Origin of the sequence: Flavobacterium sp. KMS (assembly GCF_000813005.1) — a bacterium.
GTDB lineage: Bacteria > Bacteroidota > Bacteroidia > Flavobacteriales > Flavobacteriaceae > Flavobacterium.
Map to the genome: position 1 here is coordinate 52131 of NZ_JSYP01000019.1, position 16440 is coordinate 68570.

Below are 16440 nucleotides of genomic sequence, written 5' to 3' on the forward strand. Positions count from 1 at the left end.
AAACTCCATTCCATATAATATTACTAACAAGATTATATGTGTTTAAATATGTAAAATAATAAATGGATATGTGAGAAATCTACAATTTAGCTGTTGTGTTAATAAGTGGCTCATTTTTTTGTATAATCATTATCTATAATTATATTTTTATATTTATCCTTAAATAAAAACCAATTAACACTTATTGAAACAATTAAACAAGGAATAACAACAAATAAAATATTGTATCCATCATCAAATAAAACTTTAGTTTGTTTATGATTATAAAAAAGATAGAGATAATCAATAAAGTATGAAATAAATAAAGATAATGAATAAGATAAAAACCATCTTTTCTTGAACTTAGTAAAAATTAAAGCTAACATTATAGAAATAGGAAGTAATATAAAGAATGGTATATCTTCTAAAAAACCCATAATCCCAAAAAATGGAGAAATTAATACTAATTGAATTATTTCTAACATTTTTTTAGAACTCAAAGGGTTGTCTAATAAATTCCCTTTTACTATAACACTAGCAGTTAAATAATAGACAAATAAATGAACTAGCCATATTTTTACAAAAAAATTATTTCTTTTCATATTCATTATCTCTAATTATTTTTTTATATTTTTCTTTTAAATACCCATTTGCATCTACTTTATCTCTAAATGATTTTGAGGTAGGTTTATGTCGATCCAGCCATAGCATCAGCAAAGGTAAATCGGTTCTGAAGCCAGAATCAGTTACATCTCCATTCCAAGGGTTGTCAAACTCTGGGGCTACATTTTTAAAAATAGAAATAACTAATGAGCCTAATCCGTGCCAGCTATCCTTAATATGCATTGTATCCCCTTGAGGGTCTTTGTCAGCCATAGCCTGGAATACATTTATAGTTTCTCGAGTCGTTTTAGCATAAATAGGAGGAGCTACCACACCTTGTTCGTGTTTTACGAATTGTAAATCAAAATCATAAGCATCTGCATCGTTTGTTAGGGGAGCATCTTTATATTTCCCGTAAAACAATTCATAAAATTGAGTAATGGCATAATCGCAAATGCCCACATTCAATTCACTTAATATTGCCTCTACACTATTTTCAATATATGATGCGCCTCCTTCTAGAGCCTGTAACGCACTAACTAAAGGAATAGCTCCTTTAGTCCATCTTATATGATGCCCAAATTGAGGTAATTTATCATCTACATGTTTGTAGAAATCTGCAATTTGAGAAAAAGGTGCCAAAATCCCTGTTTGCTTAAATTCTAGGATATACTCACAACTTTTTTTCCATACTTCATTGTTATCTTCTCTATCACTCGTTAGCCAGCAACCAGGTGGAAGCGCATCTGTATAGAGGGTGCAATTTCTGGCTAATTCGCACGTTTCTTTATCCGGAAATTCACCATGGGTAGCCACTCTTTGCATTTCAGAGCCATTTGTTAAAAAATCGAATAAATATGTGGCATAATTTATTCCCATTTCCTCTTTTGGCAAAAATATTTTAATTTTATCGTTATCTATACTAATGTAGTTTATACTGTACCTCGAGTAATCAGGCTCTCCAAAAAGTAGTCTAAGTTCCGTAAAATTACAGCTTCTTATCTCTATTCTTTTTGGATTTGCATTTTCTCCTTTATAAACAGCATTTAAAACTGGAAATATTTTTCCTGCAATAAAAACTCTTTCTCTTATGTGAAACCCATTTGGTCCTGTAAAATAAGTGTATGATATTTCAGTATTGTTTTTGTACGCGTTTCTTATTTTGTACAAATATTTTACATATCCAATCTCTACATTATTAAGTCCTACTTTTTTCTTGACATCATTGACAAAATAAAAGTTTTGATTCATAAATCCCATAAAGGCAATGCCTGGATTTATATATATCCCAGATTCTATTATATTTAAACGTACGTGCTGAAAGCGTGTATCACCATCTATTTCTGCAATATAAAATGTTCTTCCCATCGAGCTATTTTAGTTTTCAATTTCTAACCGTTCTTTTAGCTCAGCAAAGCCATCTTCATTTACAATTCCTGTAAATATAAGTTCTTTTACTCCTCCTTTTATTTCCTTGTCGTCAATCTCTTTAATTTTCAAACTAACAGTTTCTCCTTTTTCATAGTGACGAGTTCTTACCAAAAGACTTACTTTATTTCCAATATTCGCAGCACTTATTTGGTTTTTCATCTCAGCACACATCCATTTAATATCAAATATTTTTTTAAATTTACTTATTTTAGGTGCGTTTTTAGGCTCTCCATAACTAATTCCTACATCACTTGTTTCTGTAATAGCTTTAGCTGAATTATATACAATATTGCCGTCAGAGTAGATATTATGGTCTCCACCAGTAGTTGTTGTTATTGTGCCTCCAACAATTCTTATTCTACTCATAATTTGATTTAGATTTTTACCACTATTATTTTAGCATATTTGTCTATAATGTCCCCAATATTCATTCTTTTTTTAGACTCAAGACTTATTCTTATTTATGGGTATGTGATTTAAAATCTCTTTCGATATATTCTACAATAGTTCCTAGAGTTATGTGTACATGCTCTGCAAAATAAACTGTAGTGATATGTGTTTTTATATTTAATTAAAAGAGAATTATCATTTTAAAAAATATCTTCCAAAACTAACCCTTCCCATTGCTCTAAGCAATACCCACTTTTAATGATTTTATAAAAAATTTACTACATGGTATTTTATCTAAATAATCTTTTTATAGTAAGATAAGTGATAATAAATAAGCTAAGTGAAGCGTTCATAACTTAATTTTGGAAAAAAGTAATCATAAATTGGGCACTTATGAGTGTAAGAAATGAACAATCTGGAATCTAAATTACTTTCTTGGAAAAGATTTATGGATTGCATAAGAATAATTTATTACTTGAATTAAGTAACATAATCGTATCAGAAAGATTATGGTTTGTTATGGAGTAAGAAAGATTAAAACAGAATCTAAGCCACTAATCAAGAAAGGTGTAAAAGCTGCTGAACCAAGATCACGTAAAGCAACTTTAGAAATTGAGAAACTTTTAAAAGAGTTTAGAAAAGTTTCTGTAGAAGCGGCTAAAAAGTAATTTGGTAAAATAAATAAACCCTACTTAGATTATTTAAGTGGGGTTGTTTACCAGTTTCACTTTTTTTAATTTAAAAGAGTTTAACAATCACTATAATAATTGTGATAGTGTTTGTTTCAATTATTTTAAATCCGATAGTTTTTTTTTGATTTTAGTAATTCGGTCAACAGTGATAATTCTGTATGTATATGAGTTTACCGTAATTCTGATGTCATTTTCAGTATTTGAAACATAATAATTTTTACCGATTTTATGAAAGAATTTTTCTTCCGTTTTTTTTATGATATCAAAAAGCTTTGTTTCAATTTCAGATTTTGTTAAGTTACTACTTAGTTTTTTATTTATTCTGTCATAAACTAGTTCTGTGTAACAAATCTTATTCAGAATTTCAATTTTGTTTATAATCATTTTGTTATTTGATTTTCAGTTGAAACTTTGATACCCTTGTCTGTAATATCTGTATAAGTTTGTTTAGTTATTTATGACGGAGTAGAATATTTAGAAAACTACTATTCCTCACAGTTTAGTATAGTATTAAAGATGATGCCTAAGCATCATCTTTAAATCTTTCATCATCAAAAAAATCTTTCAACGTTATATCTAACATTTTACAAAATTTTTGAATAGAATATATAGTTACTCCCCTTTTATCGTTTGTACTTTCCCAACGATTAATAGTTTGGCGGTCTATATCATGTTTTTTAGCAAAGTCTGTTTGAGAAGGACTTGTTTTTAATCTTAAAAACTTTATTCTCTCTGCAATTTTCTTTTGCAATACAATATCTTCTTTTGTTAATTCTGCCATACTGCAATTTTGATCTTTTTTCATAATATTCTGTAAGCCACTTGGATTACAAATATTATTTACTATCTTTGAATAAGATTTGATACAATTATTATAGTAATAGTCAGTATCCTTTATTAATTTTGCGATTCTTCATTAAAAATATTTGAAGCATTCGCTTTGAATCTCGTATCAAAAAACTGGCGTTTTAAATACCACGAGAGGATAAGTAAGATGCTCACGTCTATTTTGGCGTGGGCTCACTTATTTGTGGTAGGGCGCCGCCAGTGCCTTTGATACGATAAGCTGAGTACCTGCGCCATTTTTTATTTCTTTAGCAAATCCTTCAGTTTTCATTCATAGCACCAAATCTTCATTGTTTTTTAGGCTTGCAATTGCATTAATAGTTTCCAACTAATTAAAATCTCTTGCCTATGATTCAACAAAACTGGTAGTCGATACCATACTCCACCTAACTTAACGCATAAAAAATGGCCCTCTACTTCGTCACCAAACTAGTATAGAGGACCGTAGCAAACAAAACAAACGTTTTACTTAACTAACCCAATATTATGAATAATTATTCATTTTACAAGGGTAGTAAGGCTCTTTATTGCCTGTTTTTTTTCGGGTGTTTCTTGTCTTTTACCCCTGTTTTAGCAAAAAGTGTACTGCGGCAACTGCAGTCCAACACTCAACAAAATTTGGTACATGGTACCATTACCGATGGTACAAATCCTTTACCCGGTGTTACTATTGCCTTAAAAGGCAAAACGAATTCAGGAACTATTTCCGATTACAACGGGCAGTATAGTATCGCTGCGGCTGTATCTGATACTTTAATCGTTTCTTTTATAGGTTTCAAAACCGCCCTAATCCCAATAAAAGGACGGCAAGCCATAAACATAGAATTAGAGTACGATACTATGGCGTTGCAAGAAGTCCGAGTCAATGCAGGATATTATACCGTAAAGGAAAGTGAGCGTACGGGCAGTATTTCCAGAATCACAGCCAAAGACATCGAAACCCAGCCTGTCACTAATGTCTTGGCAACACTGCAAGGACGGATGGCTGGAGTGAACGTAACCCAAACCACAGGAGTTCCCGGTGGAGGATTCGAAATCCAAATACGAGGACAAAACAGCATACGCCGTGATGCAAACGCTCCACTATATATAATTGATGGTGTTCCTTATGCCTCAGACCCCATCGGCTACGCACAGACCTCAACCGTTTTTCCCACTACTACTAGCCCACTTAATAGCATCAATCCAGATGCGATAGAGAGTATAGAAATACTCAAAGATGCCGATGCAACCGCTATTTATGGTTCACGTGGTGCCAACGGTGTGGTACTCATTACTACAAAAAAGGGAAAAGAAGGAAAAACAAAGTTTACCCTCACGGCCTCTTCAGGCGCTGGAACGGTTACCAAGTTCATGAAACTCATGGATACTGGGCAATATCTCAGCATGCGCAGACAAGCTTTTGTTAATGATGGAATTACTACCTACCCAGCGAGTGATTACGACATCAATGGAACATGGGATCAAAATCGGTATACCGATTGGCAAAAAGAACTCATAGGTGGCACTGCTCTAATTACAGATTTGCAAGGAACCATCTCAGGTGGTTCTAAGTATACTCAATTTCTTCTTAGTGGAAACTATCACACAGAATCAACTGTATTCCCAGGTGATTTTTTATATAAAAAAGGAGGGGCTCAGTTCAGCCTTAATCATCAATCTGAAGATGGAAAATTTCGTTTAGTCTTTTCCTCTGGATATACTGCCCAAAATAACGACCTCCCTGCCAATGACCTTACGTATGATTCTCGTTCTCTTGCTCCTAATGCTCCTGCCTTGTATGATGCAGCAGGAAATCTGAACTGGGAGAAAGGAACATGGGAAAACCCATTACGAAACTTACCTGCCCAACAAGAATCCATAACCAAAGACCTACTAGCAAATACTATTTTATCCTATGAAATTATACCTGATTTGGTCCTAAAAAGTAGCTTTGGTTATAGTGATTTACAACATGTAGAAAGTCGCATTACTCCTTCCACAATCTATAATCCATCCCTTGGTTACACTAGCGTCGATTCTAATATATTCCTCAACAATACCAAGCGTAGTTCCTGGATTATAGAACCACAAGTTAATTGGGAAAAGAAATTTGGTGGTGGTAAACTTGGTATTCTACTAGGAGGAACCTTTCAACAACAAACCACTTCACGCTTGTTTCAATCTGGAAGTGGGTTCAGCTCGAATAGTCTGATTCATGACCTCGCATCCGCCACCACTCGCCAAGTGATTCTTAGTGATGAGACTATTTATAAATACCAAGCGTTTTTTGGCCGGATTAATTACAATTGGCACGATCGTTATATTGTGAATTTAACAGCAAGACGGGATGGATCGAGTCGTTTTGGTCCGGGAAATCAATATGCAAATTTTGGTGCTATTGGCGTGGCTTGGTTATTTACTAATGAAAGCTTTCTTAAAGGCAGTTCTTGGTTCAGTTTTGGAAAATTGCGCAGCAGTTATGGAACTACAGGGAGCGATCAAATTGGAGATTACCAATTTTTAAATACCTACAACTCCTCAGGAATCAATTATCAAAATAGTATAGGGCTACAACCTACACGTTTATTTAATCCTGATTTTGGATGGGAAATCAATAAAAAATGGGAAGCCGCCATAGAATTGGGATTCTTCGCCGATCGCATTTTCCTTACAGGAGCTTGGTATCAAAACCGCTCCTCGAATCAACTCGTCGGAATTCCGCTGCCTGGAACAACTGGTTTTACCCAAATCCAAGCCAATCTGGATGCAACAGTACAAAATACAGGACTAGAATTTACCCTGCGCACCGTTAATTTCTTTAATAAACACTTTAATTGGGTTAGTAGCTTCAACGTGAGTATTGCTCGTAATGAGCTTATAGCTTTTCCTAATTTAAATAGTTCCACTTACAAAAATACGTATCGCATCGGAGAACCTCTTAATATCCTCTTGAGATACAAGTACATTGGGATTGACCCTACAACAGGAACCTATCAGTTTGAAGACCAGAACAACGATGGAAAATTATCTTCTCCCGATGACAGGCAAACAGTAGTAAATCTTAATCCTGATTATTTTGGAGGATTGCAAAATCAATTGAGCTACAAACAATGGAAACTAGATTTTCTTTTTCAATTTGTAAAACAACGCAACCAAAGTTATGCCAGTGGTCTTGCAGGGTTGATGATTAATCAACCGGAAAGATTGATCAACAACTGGCAACAATCAGGAGATTTAGGTTCCTATCAAATCTATAGTGCGGGAAACAATACTAATGCTGTTACAGCACAATCTCGTTATGGCTCAAGCGACGCTACTATTGTAGACGCCTCTTATGTGCGGCTTAAAACAGTTGCTTTGAGCTATGCTGTTCCGATAAATTCTAAAGCAATACAATGTACCATAATGTTACAAGGGCAAAATCTTTTGACTTTTACTCCCTATGATGATGGTGATCCTGAATTTACAACCAGAGGGTATCTTCCTCCTCTTAAAATCGTTACTGCTGGAATCCAATTAACTTTTTAATCAATTATAGTATGAAAACGATATATAAAAAAAAGCACTGCTGGCGTATAGTTAAAAAAATATTCTTTTTGAGTTTTACATTCTCCATGCCTGCCTGCGACTCATTTCTGGAGGTAGATCTTCCAAAATCGCAACTTACAGACAAGACTGTATTTCAAGATTATACTACCGCCAATGCAGCCATGACAGATATCTATTCCAAGATTAGGGACAAAGGACTCCTTACTGGCACCCTGGTAGGACTCTCGGGTCAGTTGGGGAATTATACAGATGAACTTACTTTTTATGGTTCTGCTACAAGTGCTACTTTTGGATTTTACACCAATCAGGTTTTACCCTCCAACACAACTGTAGCCCTTTTTTGGAACAACTCCTACAATCAAATTTATGCTGCCAATGCAGTATTGGAAGGCGTTCATGCATCTACTTTTAGTCCCCAAGAAAAGGCGCAATTAGAGGGAGAAGCACTTTTTATACGGGGCTTACTTCATTTTTATTTGTTACAGCTTTTTGGAGATATTCCTTATATAGAAACTACCGATTATAGGGTTAATAGTACAGTAACAAGGATGCCTAAAAGCGAAGTTTACAACCATATTATAACTGATTTAAAAACTGCAGAAAACTTCCTTTTACCTGTGTACTCCAGTACGGAAAGAGTACGTGCTAATTCTTTTGTAGTAAAGGCACTCCTAGCAAGGGTTTATCTCTATACGGGCAAATGGGATGATGCTAATAAATCAGCCACAACAGTGATAGAAAACAATTCGGTATATGTTTTTGAAAACAATTTAAATAAGGTATTCTTAAAAAACTCCACTGAAGCAATCTGGCAATTTATGCCTGCTCTTACAGGTAAGAACACAGACGAAGGAGCTTTTTTTATTTTTACCTCAGGACCACCACCACTGGTAGCACTTAACGAGTCTCTGTTGAATTCTTTTGCAGTAAATGATCTGCGTAAAACTGCTTGGATAGCTTCCGTAAGTAATGGAACCCGAACATGGTATTATGCGTATAAGTACAAAGAACCTCGAAACACCTCAACTTCCAAAGAATATTCCATGGTTTTACGTTTGACGGAACAGTACTTTATCCGCTCAGAAGCCCGAGCAGAACTAGGAGATCTTACAGGAGCAAAAGAAGATTTGAATAAAATCAGAAAACGAGCAGGACTCTCCGATATAGTAGCAAGCTCTAAAGAAGAGATTCTTGAGGCAATATTTCAGGAAAGGAGAAAAGAACTATTTTCTGAATATGGGCATCGTTTTTTTGATCTTAAACGCACAGGAAAACTCGATGCTGTTTTATCTATAAAACCTGGTTGGAACACAACCGATAGCCTTTTGCCAATCCCAGAGAGTGAACTCACTCTTAATCCAAATCTTAAACCTCAAAATCCTGGTTATTAAATTTTAATACCAAACATTAAAATGAAAGTACAAACCAAAACAACAGTTATGTTGCCATGGCGAAAGCCAACCTTTTTTTTAGTTTTTATTTTGCAATTAGTTGCCTGCTCCCTTTGGGGGCAGGTACTGCAAAAGAGAACAGTAACAATATCTGATTATCCCAGATGGGGAGAACTACGTCTTGATAAAATGAGCACAGACGGACGGTGGGTTAGTTATACCATGTCATACCAAAGCGGTCTTGATACCCTATTTATAAAAGATACCAAATCATTAAAAACACATGCTTTTCCTTTAGGACTCGCGGGGGATTTTATAACTCCTGATTGGTTTGCTTGCCAAACTACCAAAGAATTGCACTTAATAAATTTAAAAACGGGTAAACAAGAAACGGTATCCAGTGTCAGCCATTATGTTTATGCTGCAAAAGCAAACCGATTGTTGATTTTGTTGAACGAAAAAGCAAAAGGAAATGCATTGATGATTCGTAATCCCAATGGAATGATAGAAGAACGCATTGAAGGAGTACATGAATTCTTAATGGATCCTACAAACCAAATGCTACTCTACACAACGTCAATAGATAATAAGCATACCGTAGCTCTTTTAGAACTTTCTAAAAAAAACAGAAAAACGATTCTTCAAAGTGGATGGACTTCTTTTACTAATCTGGTGTGGCAAAAAAAAGCAGAAGCTTTGGCTTTTATCCAAAAGTCAACGGATGTAATGGGCACCGGAAATACTATTTTTTATTATACATTATCCAAAAAAAAATTATACATCCCTAGTACTGAAATCCAACACCGATTTCTAGGAGATTCCCTTTTTATCTCAACAGGAGGTTATGAGTTAAAAATCTCAGATGACATGGACAGCGTTTTTTTTACTGTAGAGCAAAATAACAGATCAAAAGATACTTTAAAAGATTCTGATGTGCAATTATGGAATGGAAACGCCAAATGGATTTATCCGATGGAAGAAAAACAAAAAGCATCTAAAGAAATCCATCTTGCACTATGGCGTCCTAAAAAGGATTCTTACCAACTAATTTCCAATGATACTTTGCCGCAATTTATGCTCACAGGTGAACAGAAATATGCTATTATATCCAACACAAAACAATATGAACCACAATACGATTATGATGGACCTCGGGATTTCTATCTCGTTGATATAGCTACAGGTAAAAAGGAATTGTTCTTAAAAAAACACCTTGGATATGTACTATACACCACTCCTTCTCCTGATGGGAAATACATCGCCTACTTTCAGAAAAAAAACTGGTGGGTATATGACATTACTAAAAAGACACATACCAACATTACTAAAGATAGTAAACAAGCCTTTCGGCATAACGAAAGAGAATACCCTCAAAACGAGAGTGCATTTTCCAATCTAGGTTGGACTCCACATGATAAAGAGATCATCCTTTGTGATGCATACGATTTATGGGCGATAAGCCCCGATGGGATTTCTTCTCGTAGGTTGACACAAGGCAGAGAAAACCAAACCCGATTTCGATTAGCTGGATATTCCAATAGAACAGTAGAGAAACCAAATTATACTGGGATGATTCATGATGCCATAGATCTTGATCAAGGATTATTATTGGAAACAACAGACAAAAAAGGTGCCTTTGGTTATTATAAATGGTCTCCTCATGCCAATGAAGAACTAGTCCTTTCTAGTAATACACGCCTAGATCAGTTGATATTAGCTACCAGCACAGATACTTTTGTGTATAGGGAACAACGTTATGATCTTTCCCCACGATTGATGTTACGGAAACGAACTGATGAAGCACCTAAAGTAATAGTACAAAGTAATCCACAACAACAACAATTTTATTGGGGAAAATCAGAATTAATCCAATATAAAAACACAAAAGGAGAATCCTTGCAAGGGATATTGTATTATCCAGCGGCCCATGCTAGCCAAAAGAAATACCCGATGATTGTTTACATCTATGAGAAATTATCTCAGAGCCTACACAATAAATACATCAACCCTTCTCAATTTACTGGAGATGGTGTATTTAATATATCCACTTTTACCACACAAGGTTATTTTGTGCTTGCTCCCGATATTTCATATGAAATTGGTAATGTTGGAATATCAGCAACAGATTGCGTTGTTTCAGCAACAAACGAAGTGATTTCAAAGGGGCTTGTTCTACCTGATAAAATTGGACTCATTGGACATTCTTTTGGTGGTTACGAAACAGATTTTATCATCACACAGACCAACCTTTTTGCTGCTGCCGTCGCTGGATCAGCTGCAACAAATTTGACAAGTTTCTATCTTACAGTAGGGGCCACAGGGCGGCCTGATATGTGGCGCTTTGAGAGTCAACAATGGCGCATGGGAAAATCCCTCTTTGAGGATCGAACAGGCTACGATAGAAATTCCCCGATTGTACATGTAAAGAATATAACAACCCCATTGCTATCTTGGACTGGAGGTGACGATAAACAAGTAAACTGGAATCAAAGTATAGAATTTTATCTGGCGCTACGTCGTCTGCAAAAGGAACATATCATGCTACTTTATCCCAAAGAAAGACATAACCTTAGTAATGATCAAAATAGGAAAGATCTTTTTATTCGATTGCATCAGTGGTTTGATTATCATTTAAAAGATATGCCACCAGCGTCATGGATAGAAAAAGGACTTAAATAGTAACTTATACTAAATAGCAATGCAGTTCCAGAAGAACTGCATTGCACTTTTTAAGGGGTATTTTAAAGATTATTCGGGACGGTAAACTTCTACTGGGCAAATTGTTGGGCTAGCCCCACGTCCAAACGCCTGAGGTCCAGTTTCATCAAAACGGCGACAAACGTCGTCTCCTTCGTCACTACATACTACTTGAATACTACAGGCCTGAGGAGCTAATGGGTCAGTAACATACCCGAAAATAAAGTCATCATCTACTTTAGCGTCACTCTGCATTGATGTGGTTAAAAATGCACCTGAAATGGCCAATACAAAAACTGCAGCTGGCATCATTTTTTTTAAAATTATTGCTTTCATAATATTATAATTTAAGATTAATAGCGATCTACTTTTTTCTACAGGTGTTCGATCTAGTTCCTGATACTTAGCGCTAGTATTTCATTACGTGTATTAAAAACTTTTCCCTGCTACACGTTTCATTTCATTTTTTAGTTTCTCGTTCAATTGATAAACTACCAATTTAGTATCGATAAGAGCATACACATAGGCTGGGGTAACAAGAAAATTGCGAAGCTTTTTGCCATCGATTCCATATATATGGAAACTAAATACATAAGCATTCTTGTTTAAATCATAAACATCAATTACCGAGGCTTGTTTCCAAACTTCTTTTTGTTCGTAACGCCCCGGAACATTAGAATTAACAAAAAGTAGATGTCCACAAACACTGCTGCTTGCATTGACCGTTAACGTTGGTTTTGCCATTGTTTGTTCCGTTTTTTCTTTGAGGTAGGCAATTTTTATCTGTGCCTGCGATACAGTATCAATCGTATTGCCCCGGTAGTCAAGTTCTCCATCTGCATCAGCTACTATATACTCATTGCGATAACTATAGAGATAGATGATTCTTTTCATTTCTTGACTATAATGCAACATCCCATCTGTATCAAAAACACCATCGATTTGCATTTCTAATAATTGTGGTGCCATCTTTATTTTTGATTGAGTCCCAGCCTTGAAAACCCCCAGTATATTGTTGTTATTCGTTTTACTAATTCCTCTAAAGGCAATTGTACTACTATCCATTGGTATTGCAGTACTAAAATAAGGAGGTCTTGGATTTTGTAATTGAGCATTCCAATTACTGGTTCGACCACTAAAAATAGCGGGGGATTTTCCATCTATGATATAGAAAAAAGGAGGACGAACAGCCATTCGAATTGACTTAAAAGAAAAACTGTCGCGATTAAATGTCGCTCGAATCTTTTGTTGCCGTAGTTTACTGTCAATAGATAATAAATACATTGGAACGGTATAATTTCCGAGATATAATTTGCCTTCCTCTGCTCCAGCAAAATAATAGGAATTGTACTTTAAATCTAACGTATGAGTGAGCGTAACAGGATGATGTGGATAACGACGGATAAAAGGATTCTGATGGTGCATGATTTCTTCTGAAGAAAGAAATAAAATTATGACAGCAACACAGCTACATAAAAAAGTCAAAACTAACTTAACGGGATACGAAAGAAATTTTTTCGCTTTTCTTCCTGGGCTACTTTGAGAATGATTGAGCCATAGTCCAAGTCCTGCCAATACAACAAATATGATATTAAAGACTAAATGTTCCTGCCAGCTCATTTTTTCTAATATCCCCCCACAAGAACAAGGCAAAAAGGAACTGTAATTGAGCATGATAAAAATATAGGCTGTAAACATGGTCATTAAACAAAATCCAGCATAAAGTGCCTTAATGCGGGTACTAGGAAAAAGAAGTAATATCGCAATCAAAAATTCAACAATAAGTACAGCCCAAGAAATCCAACCCGCAAAAGCACTAAGTAAAGGAGATTGTCCTAGTTCTACCTTGAAGTTTTCAAAATCAAGTCCTTTATTCACAGCAGCGTAAACCAGTAAAAAAACATATAGTAGGCATACTATTTCTAAAAAAACTTTTCTTGCGTTTTTATATAATCTCATGGTGGCACAATTTAGATTGATAAGAGAAATCGATGAAACAGTTGCAAATGTAGGTTCACCAAAATCAAAATTGCATATCAAAATCGAGCCAATAGTTTACAAAAACACGCCATTTTTTATCAGATAAAAATGGCGTGTTGAAATTGAATTACGAACAAAAAAAGGATTAGGTTATCTACAATCCTCCTATTGTTTTGATTCACTAGTTAAAATAGAAAGCTTTTCTCTGAGTTCTATAAGCCCCGCTTTTTGCAAACATTCCTCTCCAAAAAATTTTAATTCCTGAAGGTTTTCTTGCGGGATACTAGTCATTAAAATTGATGGCTTTGAATCCACTTTAAGGGATATTCCACGCTCAATTATATGATTTAATAACAGTGCATTTTTTCGTGAAATTTTCAAATCAATCTTCACTACCTCATTCATGCCAGGGATACTAAGTACAGTATCTATAACCTTGGCTACATCATTTGTTGTCATAATCTTCACGTCTTAAATTAATAATTTATCTCGTAAAGGTATAAAGCTCCCCTTAAAGTATCATGGTCATAATATGTCCACGATAGGCAGAATCCAACTCACTTACATAATTTTGTGCTGTGATAAAAGATCCTAAAAGATTACAGGTACACTAGATTCAAATAATAGATTTTATATTTACCAATTAAAATTATTCTACGGAAATTAAGTAGTTCTAAAACCGATGATGTAATAGCACTTCCTACCTTCAAAAGTAACAACCAAAAACCTTCCTTAAACAGTCAGGATTTTGTTGTTTTAAAATTGATGTATTGCTTTGAAAGAGCACGGTTGTTTATAAAAAATTGGCAAAAAAATTCAGCTTTGTAATTGTCTAGTTGTACTAGTTTTAATTATAAACAATGCGCACTTTCCTTGATTACTGAAAATAAAAGATTCATTAATATTCCATGAAGATTTTATCATATCGTAATAACTCATTTTATAACTATCCACTATATCACAGTTATAAAAGAAGTTACAAAAATAGAATAGTGCTTAGGAATTCTAAAAGATTAGAATCTCTAAAAGACATTAAGAAAAGCTAAAAAGATGTCAACGTTCCTGTCATCAGCAAGATGTATGGTTGTCGGACAACCAGATCTTGCTGCACTGTCCTCGGAACTCGGGTGCAGTGAAACTGAAAGGATAAAAAAGAGTTTGATAACAATGATGATGAAAGATGATGGAAAGAGAAAATTCAAACAGAACACGCAAGATTACTTTGCGACTGACGGTGGACGAATATGTAAAAATTGAGCAGAAATGGAAAGCTAGTACTTGCCGTAAGCTTAGCGATTATTTGCGTAAGCACCTATTCGACAAGGGTATTACAACCAGCTACAGGAATCAATCTTTGGATGATTTTATAGAAGAAACAATAGTACTTCGTAAGGAGTTAAACGCTATTGGAATAAATTTAAATCAGACAGTAAAAAAACTGCACACGCTGCAACAAATTCATGAATTTAAAGCCTGGATTATACGTTATGAAATTGAGAAACAAATCTTTAAAAGTAAGATAGATTTGATTGAAAGACATACCTCTAAAATTACGGACAAATGGTTGCAATCATAAAATCAACTCATTCAATCCGTGGTGTTTTTTATTACAATGAGAACAAAGTAAAAAAGGGTGCTGCCGAATGCATTACAGCTGGAAACTTCCCTACTGACATCGATAAAATGACAGATACGATGAAGCTTAATCGCTTTATAAAACGAGTAGAATTAAATGAAAATGTAAAATGCAATACGCTACATATATCATTGAATTTTGATCCATCTGAAAATCATTCCAAAGAAAAACTAATAGCTATTGCAGAAAGGTATATGGAGAAAATAGGCTTTGGGGAACAGCCTTATTTGGTATACCAACATAGCGATACGAAGCACCAGCACCTCCATGTAGTTTCCATAAATATTGAGAAAGATGGAAAACGAATCGATCTGCACAATATAGGAATGAGAAAATCTGAACCGGCAAGAAAAGAAATTGAAGAGCACTTTGGGCTAGTAAAAGCAGAAGGACGAAAAAAGAATGAGGAATTTAGTTTAGAACCTATTTCAATGGGAAGCATTCAATATGGAAAGATTGAATCGAAGAAAGCTATATTTAATGTTCTCAATACGGTTGTGAACCATTATAAATATGAGAGTCTTGCAGAACTCAATGCAGTCCTTAAACTATACAATGTAATGGCTGACCGTGGTAGCGAGAATTCAAAAATGTTTTTAGCTGGAGGATTAGTCTATCATATATTAAACGCAAAAGGCAAACCAATAGGTGTTCCAATTAAAGCGAGTAGTTTTTATACCAGACCAACTCTAAAATTCTTAGAAGAGAAATTTAAGAACAATGAAGTTAGAAATATGTCCGATAAATCAAGGGTAAAAAGTGCAATTGATATGGCATTATTAAGAGAACCTACATTGCCATTAACCGAACTATCAAAACGATTGGAAAAAGAAGGTATCAGTACCCTTTTTAGAAAAAACTCAGAAGGTTTGCTCTATGGCATAACCTATGTTGATCATGTAACAAAAAATGTCTTTAATGGCAGTAGCTTGGGGAAACAATACAGCGCAAAAGCAATCCAAGAACGATGCGGATTAAAGGTTGCTGGTGAAGAAAAAAGAAATCAGATTTATGAAAGGCTTCGTTCTAAAAAAACATTAATTAATGTTTTGGAACAACAAAAGAACATATTGACTATTCCTGATATGGTGAAAGTTTTGGATGTGCTTATCTTGGAAGAGAAACAATACTTTGCAATGGTCCCACAGTTAGATAAGATTATTGATAATTTAATGCAGTCTGAACAAATCAATAATTATCTATCATATCAATTAAAAAACAAAAAAAAGATGCAAAGGAGAAAGAGATTATCAAGGTGATTAAA

At 34.7% G+C, this 16440-nt stretch carries 14 protein-coding genes; 6 read left to right on the forward strand and 8 right to left on the reverse strand.

Annotated elements, in window-relative coordinates:
- Positions 1 to 110: 110 nt before the first annotated feature.
- Genes OA93_RS17795 through OA93_RS17805 form a run of 3 tightly spaced genes read right to left on the reverse strand, consistent with a single transcriptional unit; the run spans position 111 to position 2379 of the window.
- On the reverse strand, positions 111 to 581 hold the full coding sequence (locus tag OA93_RS17795) for a hypothetical protein (RefSeq protein ID WP_165572118.1): 471 nt from the start codon (positions 579 to 581) through the stop codon (positions 111 to 113).
- Positions 568 to 1950 (reverse strand): hypothetical protein, encoded by a 1383-nt coding sequence (locus tag OA93_RS17800; protein ID WP_039114976.1) that lies wholly within the window; start codon positions 1948 to 1950, stop codon positions 568 to 570. Before OA93_RS17800 ends, OA93_RS17795 begins: the two co-directional genes overlap by 14 nt.
- A 9-nt stretch (positions 1951 to 1959) precedes the next feature.
- Entirely contained in the window at positions 1960 to 2379 is a 420-nt protein-coding gene (locus tag OA93_RS17805) for a hypothetical protein (protein ID WP_039114978.1), read from the reverse strand.
- Positions 2380 to 2912: 533 nt separating this feature from the next.
- On the opposite strand from OA93_RS17805, the gene OA93_RS25415 reads away from it, so the two are divergent.
- Positions 2913 to 3071, forward strand: coding sequence for a hypothetical protein (locus OA93_RS25415; protein ID WP_039114980.1), 159 nt, complete (start codon positions 2913 to 2915; stop codon positions 3069 to 3071).
- A gap of 120 nt (positions 3072 to 3191) precedes the next feature.
- Here OA93_RS25415 and OA93_RS17815 read toward each other — a convergent pair whose 3' ends face one another.
- Positions 3192 to 3479 (reverse strand): DUF3781 domain-containing protein, encoded by a 288-nt coding sequence (locus OA93_RS17815; RefSeq protein WP_052259509.1) that lies wholly within the window; start codon positions 3477 to 3479, stop codon positions 3192 to 3194.
- Positions 3480 to 3618: 139 nt separating this feature from the next.
- Positions 3619 to 3900: a helix-turn-helix transcriptional regulator gene (locus OA93_RS17820; RefSeq protein WP_240474756.1), complete on the reverse strand. Its 282-nt coding sequence runs from the start codon at positions 3898 to 3900 to the stop codon at positions 3619 to 3621.
- Positions 3901 to 4559: 659 nt separating this feature from the next.
- Between OA93_RS17820 and OA93_RS17825 the strand changes: the two genes are divergently transcribed.
- From OA93_RS17825 to OA93_RS17835, 3 genes are all read left to right on the forward strand, one after another.
- The gene (locus OA93_RS17825; RefSeq protein WP_346425750.1) at positions 4560 to 7451 is read left to right on the forward strand and encodes a SusC/RagA family TonB-linked outer membrane protein; all 2892 of its coding nucleotides are present in this window, start codon (positions 4560 to 4562) and stop codon (positions 7449 to 7451) included.
- 68 nt (positions 7452 to 7519) lie between these two features.
- The gene (locus OA93_RS17830; protein WP_240474757.1) at positions 7520 to 8863 is read left to right on the forward strand and encodes a RagB/SusD family nutrient uptake outer membrane protein; all 1344 of its coding nucleotides are present in this window, start codon (positions 7520 to 7522) and stop codon (positions 8861 to 8863) included.
- A gap of 21 nt (positions 8864 to 8884) precedes the next feature.
- Positions 8885 to 11542, forward strand: coding sequence for a prolyl oligopeptidase family serine peptidase (locus OA93_RS17835; RefSeq protein ID WP_039114985.1), 2658 nt, complete (start codon positions 8885 to 8887; stop codon positions 11540 to 11542).
- 69 nt (positions 11543 to 11611) lie between these two features.
- Here the strand turns inward: OA93_RS17835 and OA93_RS17840 are convergent, their stop codons facing one another.
- The 3 genes from OA93_RS17840 to OA93_RS17850 form a co-directional block, all read right to left on the reverse strand.
- Positions 11612 to 11896, reverse strand: a complete 285-nt coding sequence (locus OA93_RS17840) for a DUF6520 family protein (RefSeq protein ID WP_039114986.1) — start codon at positions 11894 to 11896, stop codon at positions 11612 to 11614.
- A gap of 93 nt (positions 11897 to 11989) precedes the next feature.
- Positions 11990 to 13519 carry a DoxX family protein gene (locus OA93_RS17845; protein ID WP_039114988.1) on the reverse strand — a complete coding sequence of 510 codons (1530 nt, stop codon included), beginning with the start codon at positions 13517 to 13519 and terminating at the stop codon, positions 11990 to 11992.
- A 186-nt stretch (positions 13520 to 13705) separates the two neighbouring features.
- A complete protein-coding gene (locus OA93_RS17850) occupies positions 13706 to 13999 on the reverse strand; it encodes a hypothetical protein (protein WP_346425751.1) in 294 nt (97 codons plus the stop codon).
- Between the two features lie 721 nt (positions 14000 to 14720).
- On the opposite strand from OA93_RS17850, the gene OA93_RS17855 reads away from it, so the two are divergent.
- Both OA93_RS17855 and OA93_RS17860 read left to right on the forward strand, forming a co-directional pair.
- Positions 14721 to 15116, forward strand: coding sequence for a mobilization protein (locus tag OA93_RS17855; RefSeq protein WP_082001833.1), 396 nt, complete (start codon positions 14721 to 14723; stop codon positions 15114 to 15116).
- On the forward strand, positions 15101 to 16435 hold the full coding sequence (locus OA93_RS17860; protein ID WP_039114992.1) for a relaxase/mobilization nuclease domain-containing protein: 1335 nt from the start codon (positions 15101 to 15103) through the stop codon (positions 16433 to 16435). Before OA93_RS17855 ends, OA93_RS17860 begins: the two co-directional genes overlap by 16 nt.
- The last annotated feature ends 5 nt before the right edge of the window (positions 16436 to 16440 follow it).

Coding starts and splice junctions, on each gene's coding strand:
- OA93_RS17795 (WP_165572118.1), bottom strand. CDS start 581: ATGAAAAGAAATAATTTTTTTGTAAAAATATGGCTAGTTCATTTATTT.
- OA93_RS17800 (WP_039114976.1), bottom strand. CDS start 1,950: ATGGGAAGAACATTTTATATTGCAGAAATAGATGGTGATACACGCTTT.
- OA93_RS17805 (WP_039114978.1), bottom strand. CDS start 2,379: ATGAGTAGAATAAGAATTGTTGGAGGCACAATAACAACAACTACTGGT.
- OA93_RS25415 (WP_039114980.1), top strand. CDS start 2,913: ATGGTTTGTTATGGAGTAAGAAAGATTAAAACAGAATCTAAGCCACTA.
- OA93_RS17815 (WP_052259509.1), bottom strand. CDS start 3,479: ATGATTATAAACAAAATTGAAATTCTGAATAAGATTTGTTACACAGAA.
- OA93_RS17820 (WP_240474756.1), bottom strand. CDS start 3,900: ATGAAAAAAGATCAAAATTGCAGTATGGCAGAATTAACAAAAGAAGAT.
- OA93_RS17835 (WP_039114985.1), top strand. CDS start 8,885: ATGAAAGTACAAACCAAAACAACAGTTATGTTGCCATGGCGAAAGCCA.
- OA93_RS17840 (WP_039114986.1), bottom strand. CDS start 11,896: ATGAAAGCAATAATTTTAAAAAAAATGATGCCAGCTGCAGTTTTTGTA.
- OA93_RS17845 (WP_039114988.1), bottom strand. CDS start 13,519: ATGAGATTATATAAAAACGCAAGAAAAGTTTTTTTAGAAATAGTATGC.
- OA93_RS17850 (WP_346425751.1), bottom strand. CDS start 13,999: ATGACAACAAATGATGTAGCCAAGGTTATAGATACTGTACTTAGTATC.
- OA93_RS17855 (WP_082001833.1), top strand. CDS start 14,721: ATGATGGAAAGAGAAAATTCAAACAGAACACGCAAGATTACTTTGCGA.
- OA93_RS17860 (WP_039114992.1), top strand. CDS start 15,101: ATGGTTGCAATCATAAAATCAACTCATTCAATCCGTGGTGTTTTTTAT.